A 16,647-nucleotide genomic window follows, 5' to 3' on the forward strand; every position below is an offset into this window, starting at 1 on the left:
GACCGTTACGGCCCCCGCGTCATCGTCGCCTTCGGCGGCGTGATGACCGGCCTGTCCTGGATCGTCGACAGCTACGCCGGCTCGCTCGGCATGCTCTATGTCGGCTCGGCCATCGGCGGCATCGGCGTCGGCTGCGTCTACGCCACCTGCGTCAACAGCGCCCTCAAGTGGTTCCCGGACAAGCGCGGCCTCGCCGTCGGCCTGACCGCGGGCGGTTACGGCGCCGGCTCGGCCCTGACCATCCTGCCGATCGCCAACATGATCCACTCGTCGGGCTATCAGTCGGCCTTCTTCTGGTTCGGCCTGGTGCAGGGCACGATTATCTTCTGCGCCGCCTTCTTCCTGCGCGCTCCGCAAAAGGATCAGGTCAAGGCCTCGACCAAGGTCCTGCAGTCCCGCCGTGACTACACGCTGAAGGAAGCGCTGCAGACGCCGGTGTTCTGGGTCATGATGCTCATGTTCATCTGCACCGTGTCGGGCGGTCTGATGGCGGTGGCTCAGCTCGGCGTGATCGCCCACGATCTGGGCGTGAAGGAAGCCCCGATCAGCCTGTTCGGCATCACCATGGCGGCTCTGCCCTTCGCGCTGATGCTCGACCGCGTGATGAACGGCATCTCCCGTCCGCTGTTCGGCTTCATCTCCGACCACATCGGCCGTGAAGCGACGATGTTCATCGCCTTCACCTTCGAAGGCATCGGCATCCTGATGCTCAGCCGCTTCGGCCACGACCCGATCATGTTCCTGATCCTGTCGGGCATGGTGTTCCTGGCCTGGGGCGAAGTGTACAGCCTGTTCAGCGCGACCTCGGCGGACACCTTCGGCACCAAGCACGCGGCGAAGATCTATGGCGTGCTGTACTGCGCCAAGGGCGTCGCGGCGCTGCTGGTCCCGCTGGGCAACCTGCTGATGGAAGCCACCGGCACCTGGGCGACCGTGCTCTACATCTGCGCCACCATGGACCTCATCGCGGCCTTCTGCGCCATCGCGGTCCTGCGGCCAATGCTGCGCCGGCACCATGCCCGAAACGCCGAACTCGCCGCCCAGCAGGGTACGGGGGGGCTGGCGGTGCAGACCGGCCACTGATCGGTCCGCACACTTTCGGTTCCATGCCTCGGATAAAGGCCGCCGCGCGCACCCCGCGCGGCGGCCTTTCTTCATTCCAGGAAGAAGGGGCGGTTGTGGCCTTCGCCGGACTGGTTGAAGCGGTCCGACGACCAGAGGCCGTCCGGCTGCTCGTCCTGCGGATCGGAATTCCACTCGTCGTCCTCCCGCATCAGCAGGGTCAGGCCGTGGCCCATAAGGCCGGCCAGGGCGACGAAGGCGATCATCTGGGATTCGAGCATGGGACGGGCTCCGGGCACTCGGGAGGGGCTTTGTTTCTTGTTGTGGTGCAGCATAGTGTGCCGGCTCAGGCTGCGCAATAGGATTTTGTATACCAGATAATGGATACCAGAATCGCGTCAATTGCATTGATGAGGCGGGATTCGCCGCGAATGGGCGTTGACGCGGGTGGGGCGGATCGTTCAGCATGGCGACGTTCCAAGGGGAGCCCCATAGCACGGGGCTGAGATGATGCCGTAAGGCGCCGAACCCTTTGAACCTGATCCGGGTCGTACCGGCGTAGGGACAGGAACAAATGGACCACGGTCACGCGCATCCCCATTGCGCACCCCTATTATGGGGACCGCTCCGGTCGTCCGTTCTGCCGCTCCGTCACACCCGGATCTCCAACGATCCTATGTGCGATGGAGATCCAAGCAGATGCCCGACTCTCTTCCCCCCGCCCCAAAGGACGCCACGCCGTCCGACCCTTTCACCGTGACGACCGGCCCGCTGCCGTCGTCCAGCAAGGTCCATGTGGCGGGGGAGCGCTTCCCCGATCTGCGCGTGGCCATGCGCGACATCCATGTCGGCGGCGGTGAGCCGCCGGTGCGCGTCTACGACACCTCCGGCCCTTACAGCGACCCCGCCGTGCAGACCGACATCCGCCGCGGTCTGGCGGAGCTGCGCCGTTCCTGGATCGAGGCGCGCGGCGACGTGGAGGTCTACGAGGGCCGCGAGGTCCGTCCGGAGGACGACGGGCTGCGCGTCGGCGAGGCGCGCGCCGTGCCCGTCTTCGACCGCGCCGGGCGCCGTCCGCTGCGCGGCAAGCCGGGCCGGGCGGTCACACAGATGGCCTATGCCCGCGCCGGCATCGTCACGCCGGAGATGGAGTACATCGCCGTCCGCGAGAATCTGGGCCGCCAGCGGCTGGCCGAGGCGGCGGCGAGGGACGGTGACGATTTCGGCGCCTCCATCCCCGATCACGTGACGCCGGAGTTCGTCCGCGACGAGGTGGCGCGCGGGCGGGCGATCATCCCGGCCAACATCAACCACCCCGAATCGGAGCCGATGATCATCGGCCGCAACTTCCTCACCAAGATCAACGCGAACATCGGCAACTCCGCCGTCGCCTCCTCGGTGGGGGAGGAGGTCGACAAGATGGTCTGGTCGACCCGCTGGGGGGCGGACACCGTGATGGACCTGTCCACCGGCCGCAACATCCACACCACGCGCGAGTGGATTCTGCGCAACAGCCCGGTCCCCATCGGCACCGTGCCGATCTATCAGGCGCTGGAGAAGGTCGGCGGCAAGGCCGAGGACCTGACCTGGGAGATCTTCCGCGACACGCTGATCGAGCAGGCGGAGCAGGGGGTGGACTATTTCACCATCCACGCCGGCATCCGTCTGGCGCACATCCCGCTGACCGCCAAGCGCACCACCGGCATCGTGTCGCGCGGCGGCTCGATCATGGCGAAATGGTGCCTGTCCCACCACCGCGAGAGCTTCCTCTACGAGCGGTTCGAGGAGATCTGCGAGATCATGAAGGCGTACGACGTCGCCTTCTCGCTGGGTGACGGCTTGCGCCCCGGCTCCATCGCCGACGCCAACGACGCCGCCCAGTTCGCCGAGCTGGAGACGCTGGGCGAGCTGACCAAGATCGCCTGGAAGCACGACGTGCAGGTGATGATCGAGGGGCCGGGCCACGTGCCCATGCACAAGATCAAGGCCAACGTCGACAAGCAGCTGGCGCTGTGCGGCGAGGCGCCCTTCTACACGCTCGGGCCGCTGACCACGGACATCGCGCCGGGCTACGACCACATCACCAGCGCCATCGGCGCCGCCATGATCGGCTGGTTCGGCACGGCGATGCTCTGCTACGTCACGCCGAAGGAACATCTGGGGCTGCCGGACCGCGACGACGTGAAGGTGGGCGTGGTCACCTACAAGATCGCCGCCCACGCCGCCGACCTCGCCAAGGGCCATCCCGGCGCCCAGGAACGCGACGACGCCCTGTCGCGCGCCCGCTTCGAGTTCCGCTGGCGCGACCAGTTCCACCTGTCGCTCGACCCGGAGACGGCGGAGCGCTTCCACGACCAGACCCTGCCGGCGGAGGGGGCGAAGGTCGCGCATTTCTGTTCGATGTGCGGGCCGAAGTTCTGCTCGATGAAGATCACGCAGGAGGTGCGGGAATACGCCAACTCCGGCATGGCCGAGATGTCGGAGAGCTTCCGCGCCAAGGGCGGAGAGATCTACCTGGAGGAGGGACAGGCGGCGGAGTAGCGGCTGAGTCGAAAAGGGGACGCCCTCGCGGGCGTCCCCTCGCTTCGGCTCCTTCCCCAGGCGGGGGAGGGGAAGAGAGCGTCAGGACATGGCCGTTACGCTTCGGCCGTCACGCTCCGGCCGCTGTGCGTGCCCAGCGACTCCGCCGCCATGCGGTTGCGCATCGGGCGCAGGACGAACAGCGCCAGCACGGCGGCCAGCGCGTTGACCCCGGCGGCCAGCAGGAAGACCGCGTGCCAGCTTCCCGTCGCGTCGGCGATGATGTTGGCGAAGGGGATCAGCAGCGCCGCCGTGCCCTTGGCGGTGTAGAGCAGCCCGGCGTTGCTCGCCGCGAACTTCGATCCGAAGGTGTCGGCGCAGCAGGCCGGGAACAGGCTGTAGATCTCGCCCCAGGCGAAGAAGACCAGACCGGTCAGCAGCACGAACGCCACCGGGTCGCGGCCGTAGAGGCTGAGCGCGACGATGCCCACCGCCTCGATGGCGAAGGCGATGAACATGGTGTTCTCGCGCCCGATGTGGTCGGACACCCAGCCGAAGAAAGGGCGCGTCAGCCCGTTCAGCACCCGGTCGATGGACAGGGCGAAGGTCAGGGCGGGCAGGGTCAGGCCGAGGATGCTGACCGGCGCATGGGCCAGCCCGAAATCCTGGGCGATCGGGCCGAGTTGCGCCGTCGCCATCAGCCCGCCGCCGGCCACCATCACGAACATGGCGTACATGACCCAGAAGACCGGGGTGCGGACCATCTGGCTCGGCGTGTACTGCCGCTGCGCGGGCGGGGCGGCGTATCCGCCGCGGGTGAGGGGAGCGGAGGGCGGCGCCACCAGCAGCCAGGCGAGCGCGAAGACGACCAGACCCTGGCCCAGCCCGAAGGCCATGAAGGTCGCCTCGTAGCCCGAGGTCTCGATCATCGTGGCGATGGGCACCACCGTCAGGGCGGAGCCGGCGCCGAAGCCCGCCGCGGTGATCCCGGCGGCCAGACCGCGACGGTCGGGAAACCACTTCAGCGCGTTGCCGACGCAGGTGCCGTAGACCGCGCCCGCCCCGATGCCGCCGATGGCCGCCGCGACGTAGAGCAGCAGCAACGAATCGGCCACCGCGTTCAACGCCCAGGAGGCGGCGCAAAGCACCGAGCCGAACAGCACGACGATCCGCGGGCCGAAGCGGTCCACGAACCAGCCCTCGACGGGCACCAGCCATGTTTCGGTGACGATGAAGATGGTGAAGGCTACCTGGATGGCCGCACGGCCCCAGCCATGTTTGTCGTCGATGGGTTCGACGAAGAGGGTCCACCCGTACTGGAGATTGGCGATCATCGACATGCAGATGACGCCGGCAAGCAACTGCATCCAACGCCCGCCGACAGGCAGGGCGCTTTGCGCACCGGTTTGGCGCATATGGTTCCTCCCGGATGGTCCGCGATCTCGTTCTTGTCCTGGCGCGCGCGGGGTGCGTTCGGTGCCCGACCGCTTCGCTTTATCCTTCGAACGGGGCAGCCCGGTTGCATGCTGTTGGCATGCCAGACGCCGTATTCGTGATGCCTTGACGGTGAGTGTGGCGGATAATCCGTGGAGTCATCAACAAATTTTCGTGAGCGAGCGCCGCCCTGGCCATAAGTGATATATTAAATCGGCTGGCGGCGCCCCGCCGATTACACGACCAGAACGGCCCGGAAGTCGTTGACGTTGGTCAGGGTCGGCCCGGTCACCAGCAGGTCGCCAAGCGCGCTGAAGAAGCTGTAGCCGTCGTTGTCGGCCAGCCTCTCCTTGGCGTTGACGCCGGCCTCGGCGGCGCGGGCCAGCGTGTCGGGGCCGAGCAGGGCGCCCGCATTGTCCTCCGTCCCGTCGATCCCGTCGGTGTCGGCGGCCAGCGCGTGAACTCCGGCCATCCCGTCCAGCGCCACGGTCAGCGCCAGCAGGAACTCGGCGTTGCGCCCGCCGCGGCCCTTGCCGCGCACGGTCACCGTGGTCTCGCCGCCGGACAGCAGGACGCAGGGCTTGGCGGCGGGCTGGTCGTGCTCGACGATCTGGCGGGCGATGCCGGCATGGACCAGCGCGACCTCGCGCGACTCACCCTCCAGGGCGTTGCCGAGGATGACCGGGGTGACGCCGGCCTTGCGGGCGACCTCCGCCGCGCGCTCCAACGCCATCTGCGGGGTGGCGACGAGGATGGTGCTGACACGCTCCAGCCGCGGGTCGCCGGGCTTCGGGCTCTCGTCGCTCCCGGCCAGCAGATGGTCCATGACCGGCTGCGGCGGGGTGATGCCGTACTTCTCCAGCACGGCCAGCGCATCGGCGTAGCTGGTCGGATCGGGCACGGTGGGGCCGGAGGCGATCACCGACAGGTCGTCGCCCGGCACATCGGAGATGACCAGGGAAACCACCCGCGCCTTGGTCGCCGCGGCCAGCCGCCCGCCCTTGATGGCGGACAGGTGCTTGCGCACGCAGTTCATCTCGGTGATGTTCGCGCCGGAGCGGAGCAGCGCCTTGGACACCGCCTGCTTGTCGGCCATCGAGATGCCTGGTGCTGGCAGGGCCAGCAGGGCGGAACCGCCGCCGGAGATCAAGCAGAGCATCAGATCGTCGGGGCCGAGCGAGGCAGCGATGTCGAGGATGCGCTTTGCCGCCTGCTGGCCGGCCTCGTCGGGCACGGGGTGGGACGCCTCGACCACCTCGATCCGCTCGCACGGCACGTTGTGGCCGTAGCGGGTGACGACCAGACCGGACAGCGGACCCTTCCAGTGTTCCTCCACCGCCTTCGCCATGGAGGCCGCGGCCTTGCCGGCACCGACGACGACCGTGCGGCCCTTCGGCGGTTCCGGAAGATGCGGAGGCACGCACAGCGCCGGCTGCGCCGAGGCGACGGCGGCGCGGAACATGTCGGTCAGGAGCGCGCGGGGATCGGTGGTCGTCATGGTCTGGTTCTGTCCCTTCCCTGAGCCGCGCCGTTCACCGGCGCCGGTCCTCATGTGCTGGGAATGCTAACGGATTTGGCGCGGGGGGCAATGGGGTGGGAGCGCTTTGTAAACCCTCTTCCCTCCGGGGAGAGGGGAGGGTGAGGGGGATGTGCGTGGCGGCACGTTCGGCAAAAGCGCAACCCCCTCACCCCAACCCTCTCCCCAGAGGGGAGAGGGGGTTATCACTCCAACCTCACTCCGCGGGTTCGGTCACGCGGTGGTTCTGGCCGATCTCATGGTTGGCGAGCAGCTCCAGCGCGCGGACCATGCCGGAGTGGTCCCACGCCTTGCCGCCCTGGGCGGCGCAGGCGTTGAACAGCTCCTGGCAGGTCGCCGTGTTGGGCAGCGACACGCCGAGCGCGCGGGCACCGGACAGGGCCAGGTTCAGGTCCTTCTGGTGCAGCTCGATGCGGAAACCCGGATCGAAGGTGCGCTTCACCATGCGCTCGCCATGCACCTCGAGGATGCGCGAGGAGGCGAAGCCGCCCATCAGGGCCTGACGGACCTTCGCCGGGTCGGCGCCGGCCTTGGACGCGAACAGCAAGGCCTCGCCCACCGCCTCGATGGTCAGGGCGACGACGATCTGGTTGGCCACCTTCGTTGTCTGGCCGTCGCCGTTGCCGCCGACCAGCGTGATGTTCTTGCCCATTTTCTCGAACAGCGGCTTCACCGTCTCGAAGGCCTTGTCCGGACCGCCGACCATGATGGTCAGCGAGGCGGCCTTGGCGCCGACCTCACCGCCGGACACCGGGGCGTCGAGATAGTCGCAGCCCAGCTCATTGATGCGCTGGGCGAAGGCCTTCGTCTCGATCGGGGAGATCGAGGACATGTCCACGACGATCTTACCGGCGGACAGACCCTCGGCGACGCCGTTCGGGCCGAACAGGGCGGCCTGCACATGGGGGGTGTCGGGCACCATCGTGAAGACGATGTCGGCCTTCTGCGCCACCTCGCGGCTGGAGCCGCAGGCGGTGGCGCCCTTGGCGAGCAGGTCTTCCGGGGCCGGGTTGATGTCGTAGACGAACAGGGTGTGGCCGGCGTCGGCCAGATGACCGGCCATGGGGCGGCCCATGATGCCGAGACCGATGAATCCAATGTTCATGGCTGTGTCCTCAAATCTTCTGTGTTCGGGCGGTCGAAGGGGATGGCGATCAGGCGGCGGCCATCAGGCGGCGGCCATCAGGCGGCGACGGTCTCGCCGGGCGTGGCGGCGCGCATCCAGCCCAGCCCTTCGCTGGTCCCCTTGGCCGGCTTGTACTCGCAGCCGACCCAGCCGTCGTAGCCGATCCGGTCGAGCGCCGCGAAGACGAAGGGGTAGTTGATCTCGCCGGTGCCCGGCTCGTTGCGGCCCGGATTGTCGGCGATCTGGACATGCGCGATCTTCGGCAGCAGGCGCTGGATGGTCGGGACGAGATCGCCCTCCATGATCTGCATGTGATAGACGTCGTATTGGATGAAGAGGTTGTCGGAGCCGACGGCCTCCAGAATCCGTTCCGCCTGCGCGGTGTTGGTCAGGTAGAAGCCCGGAATGTCGCGGGTGTTGATCGGCTCGATCAGGAAGCGGATGCCGGCCTGCTTCAGCGCCTTGGAGGCGAAGGACAGGTTGTCGACGAAGGTGCGCTCCAGCGCGTCCGCCGCCACACCCGCCGGGGTCTTGCCGGCGAGGCAGTTGATCTGCTTGCAGCCCAGCGCCGTGGCGTATTCGATGGCGCGGCCCACCCCGTCCTGGAACTCACCCACGCGGTCCGGCAGGACGGCGATGCCGCGCTCGCCCGCGTCCCAGTCGCCCGCCGGCAGGTTGTGCAGGACCTGGGTCAGCCGGTTGGCGGCCAGCCGCTCGGCCAGAGCCTCCTTTTCGAAGGCATAGGGGAACAGATACTCGACGCCGGTGAAGCCGTCCTTCGCCGCCGCGGCGAAGCGGTCGAGGAAGGGCAGCTCGTTGTAGAGCATCGTCAGGTTGGCGGCGAACTTGGGCATGTCTCTCTCCCGGATGTTCGTTACAGGCTTGGCCGGTTGGCGGTCAGGATCGAAGGGCGATGACGGAGGCGTCAACGTGGCGGTCGCCTTTTTTTCACCCTGCGGAACTGTGGATCTGGGGAAGCCGCTTGCCCCCACCCTGACCCTCCCCCGCTGGGCGGGGGAGGGAAGGGGCCCATGCGGAGCATGGGAAGGGGGGCAACCGGCTGCCGATCAGACCCGCACCAGCTCCGGCTCGTCCGCGGGCACGTCCAGCACGTCCTCGAACTCGGTGATGTTGTTGATCTCCGTGCCCATGGCGATGTTGGTGACCCGCTCCAGGATGACCTCGACGACCACCGGAACCTGGAACTCGTCCATCCACTGCTGCGCTTGCGCGAAGGCGGATTGCAGGTTGTCCGGATCGGTGACGCGGATGGCCTTGCAGCCGAGACCCTCGGCCACCGCGATGTGGTCGACGCCGTAGACGCCGATTTCCGGGGCGTTGATGTTCTCGAAGGAGAGCTGGACCTGGAAGTCCATCTGGAAGGCGCGCTGCGCCTGCCGGATCAGCCCGAGATAGCTGTTGTTCACCAGGACGTGGATGTAGGGCAGCTTGAACTGGGCGCCCACCGCCAGCTCCTCGATCAGGAACTGGAAGTCGTAGTCGCCGGACAGAGCGACGATCTTGCGCTTCGGATCGGCCACCCGCACGCCGAGCGCCGCCGGCAGGGTCCAGCCGAGCGGACCGGCCTGACCGCAATTGATCCAATGGCGCGGCTTGTAGACGTGCAGGAACTGCGCGCCGGCGATCTGCGACAGGCCGATGGTCGAGACGTAGCAGACGTCCTCGCCAAAGGCGCTGTTCATCTCCTGATAGACGCGCTGCGGCTTGATCGGCACGTTGGCGAAGTCGGACTTGCGCAGCATGGAGCGCTTGCGGACCTGGCAGGTCTTCACCCACTCCGACCAGTCGCGCAGCTTGCCGGCGGCCTTCCACTCCTTCGCCACCTCGATGAAGAGGTCGAGGGCGGCTCCGGCGTCCGACACGATGCCCAGGTCCGGCGCGAAGACGCGGCCGATCTGGGTCGGCTCGATGTCCACATGCACGAACTTGCGGCCCTTGGTGTAGACGTCGACCGAACCGGTGTGGCGGTTGGCCCAGCGGTTGCCGATGCCCAGAACCACGTCGGACGCCAGCATGGCGGCGTTGCCATAGCGGTGGGCGGTCTGCAGACCGACCATGCCGGCCATCAGCGGGTGATCGTCCGGAATGGCGCCCCAGGCCATCAGGGTCGGGATGACCGGCAGGCCGGCGATCTCGGCGAATTCGACCAGACGGTCGCTGGCGTCGGCGTTGATGATGCCGCCGCCGGCCACCAGCAGCGGCCGCTCCGCCGCGTTCAGCATTTCCAGCGCCTTCTCGACCTGGGCGCGGGTCGCCGCCGGCTTGTAGGTGGGCAGCGGCTGGTAGGTGTCGGGATCGAACTCGATCTCGGCCATCTGCACGTCGATCGGCAGGTCGAGCAGCACCGGGCCGGGCCGGCCGGAGCGCATCAGGTGGAAGGCCTGCTGGAAGGCGTAGGGGACCTGCCCCGGCTCCAGCACGGTGACGGCCCACTTGGCGACCGGCTTGGCGATGGACGGGATGTCCACGGCCTGGAAATCCTCCTTGTGCAGGCGGGCGCGCGGCGCCTGGCCGGTGATGCACAGGATCGGAATGGAGTCGGCGGAGGCCGAATAGAGGCCCGTGATCATGTCGGTGCCGGCGGGGCCGGAGGTGCCGATGCAGACGCCGATGTTGCCGGCCTTGGCGCGCGTGTAGCCTTCGGCCATGTGCGACGCGCCTTCGACATGGCGCGCAAGAACGTGGCCGATGCGGCCGTTGCGTTGCAGCGCCGCGTAGAACGGATTGATGGCCGCTCCGGGGACGCCAAAGCAAACGGACACGCCTTCTTTTTCCAGGACATGCACCGCCGCTTCAATCGCCATCATCCTAGCCATGGCTTGGTCTCCTCCCTCGCGTAACGGGTCGCTGTTGCGTTGGATTGAGCTTTCATCAACGGGGCGGCTATTGGCAAAGTGTTGGCGAATCCTTTCCGCGTGATGGAAATCACGCCGAACGGGGCAGTCCTTCACGGCGCGCCGGACAATTATGCTGCACTTGCACAGTCCCGATGGCGCTGTCATCGTGATCGGATGATGGCGATCCCGAGTCCCCGCCTTTTGGCGATCACGGACCGGCGGCAGGCGGCGCAGCCCTTGCCGGATCTGGCGGCGCGCCTGTTCGCCGGGGGCTTGCGCTGGCTGTCGCTGCGCGAAAAGGATCTGGACGAATCCCGGCAGGTCGCCCTGGCCCACGCGCTGGTGCAACGGGCGCGGCCCTGGGGGGCGCTGGTCACGCTGCACGGTGATCCCGATCTCGCGCTGGCCGCCGGGACGGACGGGGTTCACCTGCCGGAGGGGGCCGACGTGGCGGCGGCTCGGCGGCGGCTCGGCCCCGGCGCCCTGGTCGGGCTTTCCGCCCATGACGCGGACGGGATTCGCCGCGCCGCGGCGGGTGGGGCGGACTACGTCACGCTGTCACCCATCTTTCCGTCGCCGAGCAAGCCGGGCTACGGCCCGCCGGTCGGGACGGAGGGGTTGAGACGCTTGGCCGCGGATGCTTCCCTTCCCATCATCGCGCTCGGCGGCGTGGAGTCGGGCAATATCGGAGAGTGTCTGGCCGCGGGGGCCGTCGGAGTGGCGGTCATGGGCGCGTTGATGCGGACGCCGGACCGCCTGCCCGAACTGCTCAAGACCTTGAAAGGCGGACAGCCGTAGGGAAGAGCAGCGAACGGAAACGCTCTTTCCTTATCGTGGTCCTGGACTTTTCAGCCCGAAGTGTGCATCTGGTATCTCATATACGAAAACGATGCGATGCCTTTCGCACGACCGGGCCGGCGCACACTGGGGTGCTTCCGGACGGCCAGCATTGAGGAACGGTGCCGACCATGAACCCTCCGCCGATCAACGTCCAGCCGCTCGACACCGGATCGACCTTCCGCGCTCAAGCGTATCATGCGTTGAAGCAAGCCATCTCGCAAATGGACATCTACGACCATAACGACGAGATCCGGCTTGAGGAGCGGCAGCTCAGCGAGTTGCTGGGAGTCAGCCGGACGCCGATCCGCGAGGCGCTGACCCTGCTGGAGCAGGAGGGGTTCATCCGGCTCCAGCCGCGCCGGGGCATCTTCGTCATCCGCAAGACCAAGGCCGAGATCGTCGAGATGATCCAGGTCTGGGCGGCGCTGGAGAGCATGGCCGGGCGGATGGTCGCGACGCAGGCCACCGACGAGGACATCCGCACCCTGTGGGATCTGTTCCGCAACTTCGAGATGCGGAACCCCAAGGAGCATGTCAACGAATACTCCGACGCCAACATCGCCTTCCACAAGAGCATCATCCGGCTCAGCGGGTCCAAGCTGATCCAGGAAATGACCGACAACCTGTTCATCCACATCCGCGCCATCCGCAAGCTGACCATCGGCCAGGCCAACCGGGTGGAGCGGTCGATCAACGACCACAAGGAAATCATCAAGGCCCTGGAACGCCGCGACGTCGATCAGGCCGAACACCTGATCCGCGAGCACACGCTGGGTCTGGCGGCGCATGTCGAGAAGCATTGCGACTTCCTGGAGTGATCCTGACGTGACGGCGCCCCGCCCCCGGTGAGGGGGAAAGGGCGCCCACGGGGTTACGCCGGTTCCTGTATCCTGGTCTCGGCCGCGCTGTTCAGCCCGTTCGCGGTGATGGTGACCACGCGCAGGCTGTTGGTGGTGCCGGGCGTTCCGAAGGGGACGCCCGCCGTCACGATCAGCGATTGGCCGGGAGCGCCGATGCCCTCCTGGGCGGCGACGAGGCTGGCCCGCTCGACCATTTCGGCGAAGTTCTGCACGTCGGCGGTCCAGACCGGGTGCACGCCCCAGGCCAGCGAGAGCAGGCGGGCGGTCCCGCGTTCGGCGCTGAGGCCGAGGATCGGCACGGTCGGCCGCTCGCGCGAGGCGCGCCGCGCGGTGGAGCCGGTGCTGGTGAAGGTGGCGATGCCGGCGGCCGAGATGGTCTCGGCGATCTGGCGCGCCGCGGCGGACAGGGCGTCCGGGGTGGTGGCCTCCGGGCTCGGGTGTTCGGAGTCCATGATGCGGCGGTAGAGGGGATCGCGCTCCACCCGGCGGATGATGCGGTCCATCATCGCCACGGCCTCCACCGGATGCTTGCCCGACGCCGATTCCGCCGACAGCATCACGGCGTCCGACCCGTCATAGACGGCGGTCGCCACGTCCGACGCCTCGGCGCGCGTCGGCGTCGGCTCGGTGATCATGGATTCCAGCATCTGGGTGGCGACGATGACCGGCTTGCCGGCGGCGCGGCTCAGGCGGATCATCCGCTTCTGCAGGCCGGGCACATCCTCCGGCGGCAGTTCCACGCCGAGGTCGCCGCGGGCCACCATCACGGCGTCCGACAGGGCGATGATCTCCTCCAGCCGGGGCAGGGCGGCGGGCTTCTCCACCTTGGTCATGATGTGGGCACGGTCGCCGATCAGGGCGCGCGCCTCCAGGATGTCCTCGGGCCGCTGCACGAAGCTGAGGCCGATCCAGTCCACGCCCAGCGTGAGGCCGAACTGCAGGTCGCTGCGGTCCTTCTCCGACAGGGCGCTGAGGGCCAGCGTGGTGCCGGGGACGTTCATGCCCTTGCGGTCGGACAGGGTGCCGCCGACCACGACCTCGGTCTCGGCGTGGTCGGGGCCGCAGCTCAGCACGCGCAGGCGCATCCGCCCGTCGTTCAGCAGAAGCTCGTGGCCCGGCTCCAGGCTGGCGAAGATCTCCGGATGGGGGACGCAAACGCGGCTGCGGTCGCCGGGGGTCGGGTCGAGGTCGAGGCGGAAGCGGTCGCCGCCGGCCAGGATCACCGCCACCTCTTTGAAGGTGCCGACGCGCAGCTTCGGACCCTGAAGATCGAGAAGCACGCCGATGGGGCGCCCGACCGTCTCCTCGACCGCACGGATCTGGCGGTAGCGTTCGGCGTGGTCGCGCTGCGTGCCGTGGCTGGCGTTCAGGCGGAAGACATCCACGCCGGCCTCGGCGAGGGCGAAAATCTGGCTGTAGGTCGAGCTGGCCGGCCCCAGAGTGGCGACGATCTTGGTGCTGCGGTTGCGCTGCATGGCGCGGGCCTCCTGAGAGGGCGATGACTTGACAATGACTGGGTGGTGCTTTGGGTGATGCTGCGGCCGGGGCGGGGCGTGGGTCAAACCGCCGCTATGGCTTTTCCACATAGCGGGAAGTCACACGGTTGGTTTGACCGGGAGTGAGCCCTGGGCGGACACTGGACGCCCGCGATCAGCCAGGACGATGCCATGAACACGCCTGTCGAGCCGCTTTCCGCCGCCAGCCTGATCCTTCTGCGCGACAGTGTGGACGGGCTGGAGGTCTTCATGATCCAGCGCCACCGCGACCTTCGCTTTGCGCCCGGCGCCACGGTGTTTCCCGGCGGGCGGCTGGACGCGGAGGACAGCGAACTGCCCTGGCGGGAGCTGTCGCTGCCGCTGACCGACGACATGCCGCAGCGGATGGCCGCGATCCGCGAGGCGTTCGAGGAGTGCGGCCTGCTGCTGGCCGGCGGCGCGGTGGATTCCGCCCTTCTCGACGGGCTGCGGACCGTGTCGGGCGGAACCTTCCTGGACCGGCTGCTGGCGGTGGGGCTGGAGCCGGACGTGGCGGCGCTGGTTCCCTTCGCCCGCTGGCTCACGCCGGAGAGCGTGTGGCGACGCTACGACACCCTGTTCTTCCTCGCCAAGGCGCCGGCGCGCCAGACCGCCGTGGTCGACGGGGTGGAGGCGGTCGCCGGATTCTGGGGCACGCCGCGGGCCATCCTAGCCGAGGCGGAGGCGGAGCGGTTGTCGCTGGTCTTCGCCACCCGCATGAACCTGCTGCGTCTGGCCGGTTGCCGCACGGTCCGCCACGCGATGGAGGAGGCCGCGCGCTTCCACCCGCTGACGCCCATCCTGCCCCGTCCCGCCGACACCCCCGAGGGGCCGGCGTTGTGCATCCCGGACGGGCTCGGCTACCCCCTGACCCGTGTTCCTTTGGAGCTGGCACGGTTGGGTTGAGCGCGTCGCGCTATTCCGAATTTCTCCGCCACAATTCGCCTAAAATTCCGCTATGCGGAATTTCCCGTGCCTATTTTCACCGCCGAAGCGTTATCGTCGCAAATGCGACTATTTGTGCATTGCACTCAGTTCGCAAAGTGGCATTATGGTGAAATAAGATATCGGTTTGATCGGAGAAACTTTCCGTTCATGTCCACACGGTGCCTGAACACCACGCCGACGCGAGGATAGGTCCATGCTCCACCAGTCCATCATCCAAGGCTCCACCGACACCAGCGGCGCCCTCGCCGTCGGTGCCGCCGTGGTTGCCGGGCACGCGGCGCTGCCGGCGGCCAATGGACAGGCGGCCGGTGGGCAGCGGTGGGTCTACGCCTTCGGCTGCGGCGGTGCGGAGGGGCACGGCGGCATGCTGGCGGAGCTGGGCGGCAAGGGCGCCGGGCTGGCCGAGATGGCGCGGCTGGGCGTCCCGGTGCCGCCGGGCTTCACCATCGTGGCGGAGGCCAGCCGCCGGCACCGCGCCGGGCAGGGCGGCTTCCCCACGGGCCTGACGGCCCAGGTCGAGGAGGCGCTGATCCGGCTGGAAGCCGTCGCGGGCGCGCGCTTCGGCGGGTCGGAGAACCCGCTGCTGGTGTCCGTGCGGTCGGGGGCGCGGGCGTCGATGCCCGGCATGATGGACACCATCCTGAATCTCGGCCTGACCGACGCGACGGTGAAGGGGCTGGCGGCGCGCAGCGGCGACGCCCGCTTCGCTTACGACTGCTACCGCCGTCTGATCCAGACCTACGGCGCGGTGGTGCAGGGGGTGGGCGCCCACGTCTTCGACGCGGCGCTGGACGCCTACAAGGAGGGGCGCGGGCTGACCCGCGACGCCGACCTGAACGCCGCCGACTGGCGCGCCGTGGCCGCCGCCTACCGCGCGGTGATCGAGCGCGAGGCGGGCGAGCCCTTCCCGCAGGACGCGCGGACCCAGCTCTTCGCCGCCATCGGGGCGATCTTCCGCTCCTGGAGCAACGCCCGCGCGGTGGCCTTCCGGGCGGTGCACGGCATTCCCGACGATTGGGGAACCGCGGCGACCGTGCAGGCGATGGTGTTCGGCAACCGCGGCGGCGCCTCGGGCACCGGCGTCGCCCACAGCCGCGACCCGTCCACTGGCGAGGCCGTGCTGTGCGGCGAGTTCCTGGCCGACGCCCAGGGCGAGGACATCGTGTCCGGTCTGCGCACGCCGGGGCCGCTGGCCGGCGCCGAGGCCTCCCTGGAGGCGGTCGCTCCCGAGGCCTTCGCCGAGCTGGGCCGCATCGCCGACCGGCTGGAGCGCCATTTCGGCGACATGCAGGAAATCGAGTTCACCGTTCAGCAGGGCCGTCTGTTCATCCTCCAGTCGCGCGCCGGCAAGCGGACGCCGGAGGCCGGGGTGCGCATCGCCACGGAGATGGCGCAGGCCGGCATCATCACGCGGGCCGAGGCGGTGCGGCGCGCCGATCTGCCGGCGCTGGCGGACAGCCTGCGCCCCATCCCCGATCCGGACGCCCCCCGCGAGGTGATCGCCCGCGGCCTGCCAGCCTCCTCCGGCGCTGCCACGGGTGCCGCGGTCTTCACGTCGGACGAGGCGGTCCGGCTGGCGGCGGAGGGCGTGGCGGTGGTGCTGTGCCGCCCGGAAACCTCTCCCCACGACGTGCACGGCATGCAGGTGGCCTGCGCCGTGGTGACCGCCCGCGGCGGAGCGACCAGCCACGCCGCCACCGTCGCCCGCGCCATGGGGCTGCCCTGCGTCACCGGAGCGCGCATGCTGCGCGTCGATCCGGCGGCTGGCGTGATGACCGTGGGCGACCTGACCGTCCGGGCGGGTGAGATCATCACCGTGGACGGCGGGGCGGGCCATGTGATCCTGGGCAGCGTGCCGATGATCCGCCCCGAGCTGCCGGAAGCCGTGGCGCTGCTGCTGCGCTGGGCCGAGGGCGTCGGCGAGTGATGGTTTGAAGCCATGAAAAAG

The 16,647-nt window shown here is 68.5% G+C and carries 13 protein-coding genes and 1 riboswitch; of the genes, 6 read left to right on the plus strand and 7 right to left on the minus strand.

Translation table 11 applies throughout. From position 1 onward, the window contains the following. The coding region (gene oxlT, locus JJL56_RS16835) for an oxalate/formate MFS antiporter (RefSeq protein ID WP_247891114.1) at positions 1–1,083 on the plus strand (1,083 nt) is incomplete at its 5' end. Between the two features lie 71 nt (positions 1,084–1,154). On the opposite strand, the gene JJL56_RS16840 is transcribed toward oxlT (JJL56_RS16835), so the two are convergent. Next, positions 1,155–1,343, minus strand: a complete 189-nt coding sequence (locus tag JJL56_RS16840) for a hypothetical protein (protein ID WP_145626533.1) — start codon at positions 1,341–1,343, stop codon at positions 1,155–1,157. Between the two features lie 189 nt (positions 1,344–1,532). Further along, a riboswitch (TPP riboswitch) is annotated at positions 1,533–1,645 on the plus strand. Between the two features lie 116 nt (positions 1,646–1,761). Between JJL56_RS16840 and thiC the strand changes: the two genes are divergently transcribed. After that, positions 1,762–3,603, plus strand: coding sequence for a phosphomethylpyrimidine synthase ThiC (gene thiC / locus JJL56_RS16845; RefSeq protein WP_200485708.1), 1,842 nt, complete (start codon positions 1,762–1,764; stop codon positions 3,601–3,603). Between the two features lie 95 nt (positions 3,604–3,698). Here thiC and oxlT (JJL56_RS16850) read toward each other — a convergent pair whose 3' ends face one another. The 5 genes from oxlT (JJL56_RS16850) to gcl all read right to left on the minus strand — a co-directional run bounded on the left by oxlT (JJL56_RS16850) (position 3,699) and on the right by gcl (position 10,516). Next, entirely contained in the window at positions 3,699–4,997 is a 1,299-nt protein-coding gene (gene oxlT / locus JJL56_RS16850; RefSeq protein WP_145626535.1) for an oxalate/formate MFS antiporter, read from the minus strand. 254 nt (positions 4,998–5,251) lie between these two features. Further along, a complete protein-coding gene (locus JJL56_RS16855; RefSeq protein WP_200485709.1) occupies positions 5,252–6,514 on the minus strand; it encodes a glycerate kinase type-2 family protein in 1,263 nt (420 codons plus the stop codon). Positions 6,515–6,749: 235 nt separating this feature from the next. After that, the gene (gene glxR, locus JJL56_RS16860) at positions 6,750–7,658 is read right to left on the minus strand and encodes a 2-hydroxy-3-oxopropionate reductase (RefSeq protein WP_200485710.1); all 909 of its coding nucleotides are present in this window, start codon (positions 7,656–7,658) and stop codon (positions 6,750–6,752) included. Positions 7,659–7,735: 77 nt separating this feature from the next. Next, positions 7,736–8,533, minus strand: a complete 798-nt coding sequence (gene hyi / locus JJL56_RS16865) for a hydroxypyruvate isomerase (protein ID WP_200485711.1) — start codon at positions 8,531–8,533, stop codon at positions 7,736–7,738. A gap of 213 nt (positions 8,534–8,746) precedes the next feature. Further along, positions 8,747–10,516, minus strand: coding sequence for a glyoxylate carboligase (gene gcl / locus JJL56_RS16870; RefSeq protein WP_200485712.1), 1,770 nt, complete (start codon positions 10,514–10,516; stop codon positions 8,747–8,749). 222 nt (positions 10,517–10,738) lie between these two features. Between gcl and JJL56_RS16875 the strand changes: the two genes are divergently transcribed. Together JJL56_RS16875 and JJL56_RS16880 are read left to right on the plus strand one after the other, a co-directional pair. Next, the gene (locus tag JJL56_RS16875; RefSeq protein WP_247891115.1) at positions 10,739–11,335 is read left to right on the plus strand and encodes a thiamine phosphate synthase; all 597 of its coding nucleotides are present in this window, start codon (positions 10,739–10,741) and stop codon (positions 11,333–11,335) included. Positions 11,336–11,505: 170 nt separating this feature from the next. Beyond that, positions 11,506–12,195 carry a GntR family transcriptional regulator gene (locus JJL56_RS16880; RefSeq protein WP_145626541.1) on the plus strand — a complete coding sequence of 230 codons (690 nt, stop codon included), beginning with the start codon at positions 11,506–11,508 and terminating at the stop codon, positions 12,193–12,195. A gap of 53 nt (positions 12,196–12,248) precedes the next feature. On the opposite strand, the gene pyk is transcribed toward JJL56_RS16880, so the two are convergent. Then, the gene (gene pyk / locus JJL56_RS16885) at positions 12,249–13,712 is read right to left on the minus strand and encodes a pyruvate kinase (RefSeq protein ID WP_145626542.1); all 1,464 of its coding nucleotides are present in this window, start codon (positions 13,710–13,712) and stop codon (positions 12,249–12,251) included. 192 nt (positions 13,713–13,904) lie between these two features. Here pyk and JJL56_RS16890 point away from each other — a divergent pair, with 192 nt between their 5' ends. Beyond that, positions 13,905–14,657, plus strand: coding sequence for an NUDIX hydrolase (locus JJL56_RS16890; protein WP_200485714.1), 753 nt, complete (start codon positions 13,905–13,907; stop codon positions 14,655–14,657). A 235-nt stretch (positions 14,658–14,892) separates the two neighbouring features. Next, complete coding sequence (locus JJL56_RS16895) at positions 14,893–16,626, plus strand: PEP/pyruvate-binding domain-containing protein (RefSeq protein WP_200485715.1); 1,734 nt, start codon at positions 14,893–14,895, stop codon at positions 16,624–16,626. Positions 16,627–16,647 lie beyond the last annotated feature (21 nt).

Source organism: Azospirillum aestuarii (assembly GCF_016632405.1).
GTDB lineage: Bacteria > Pseudomonadota > Alphaproteobacteria > Azospirillales > Azospirillaceae > Azospirillum > Azospirillum aestuarii.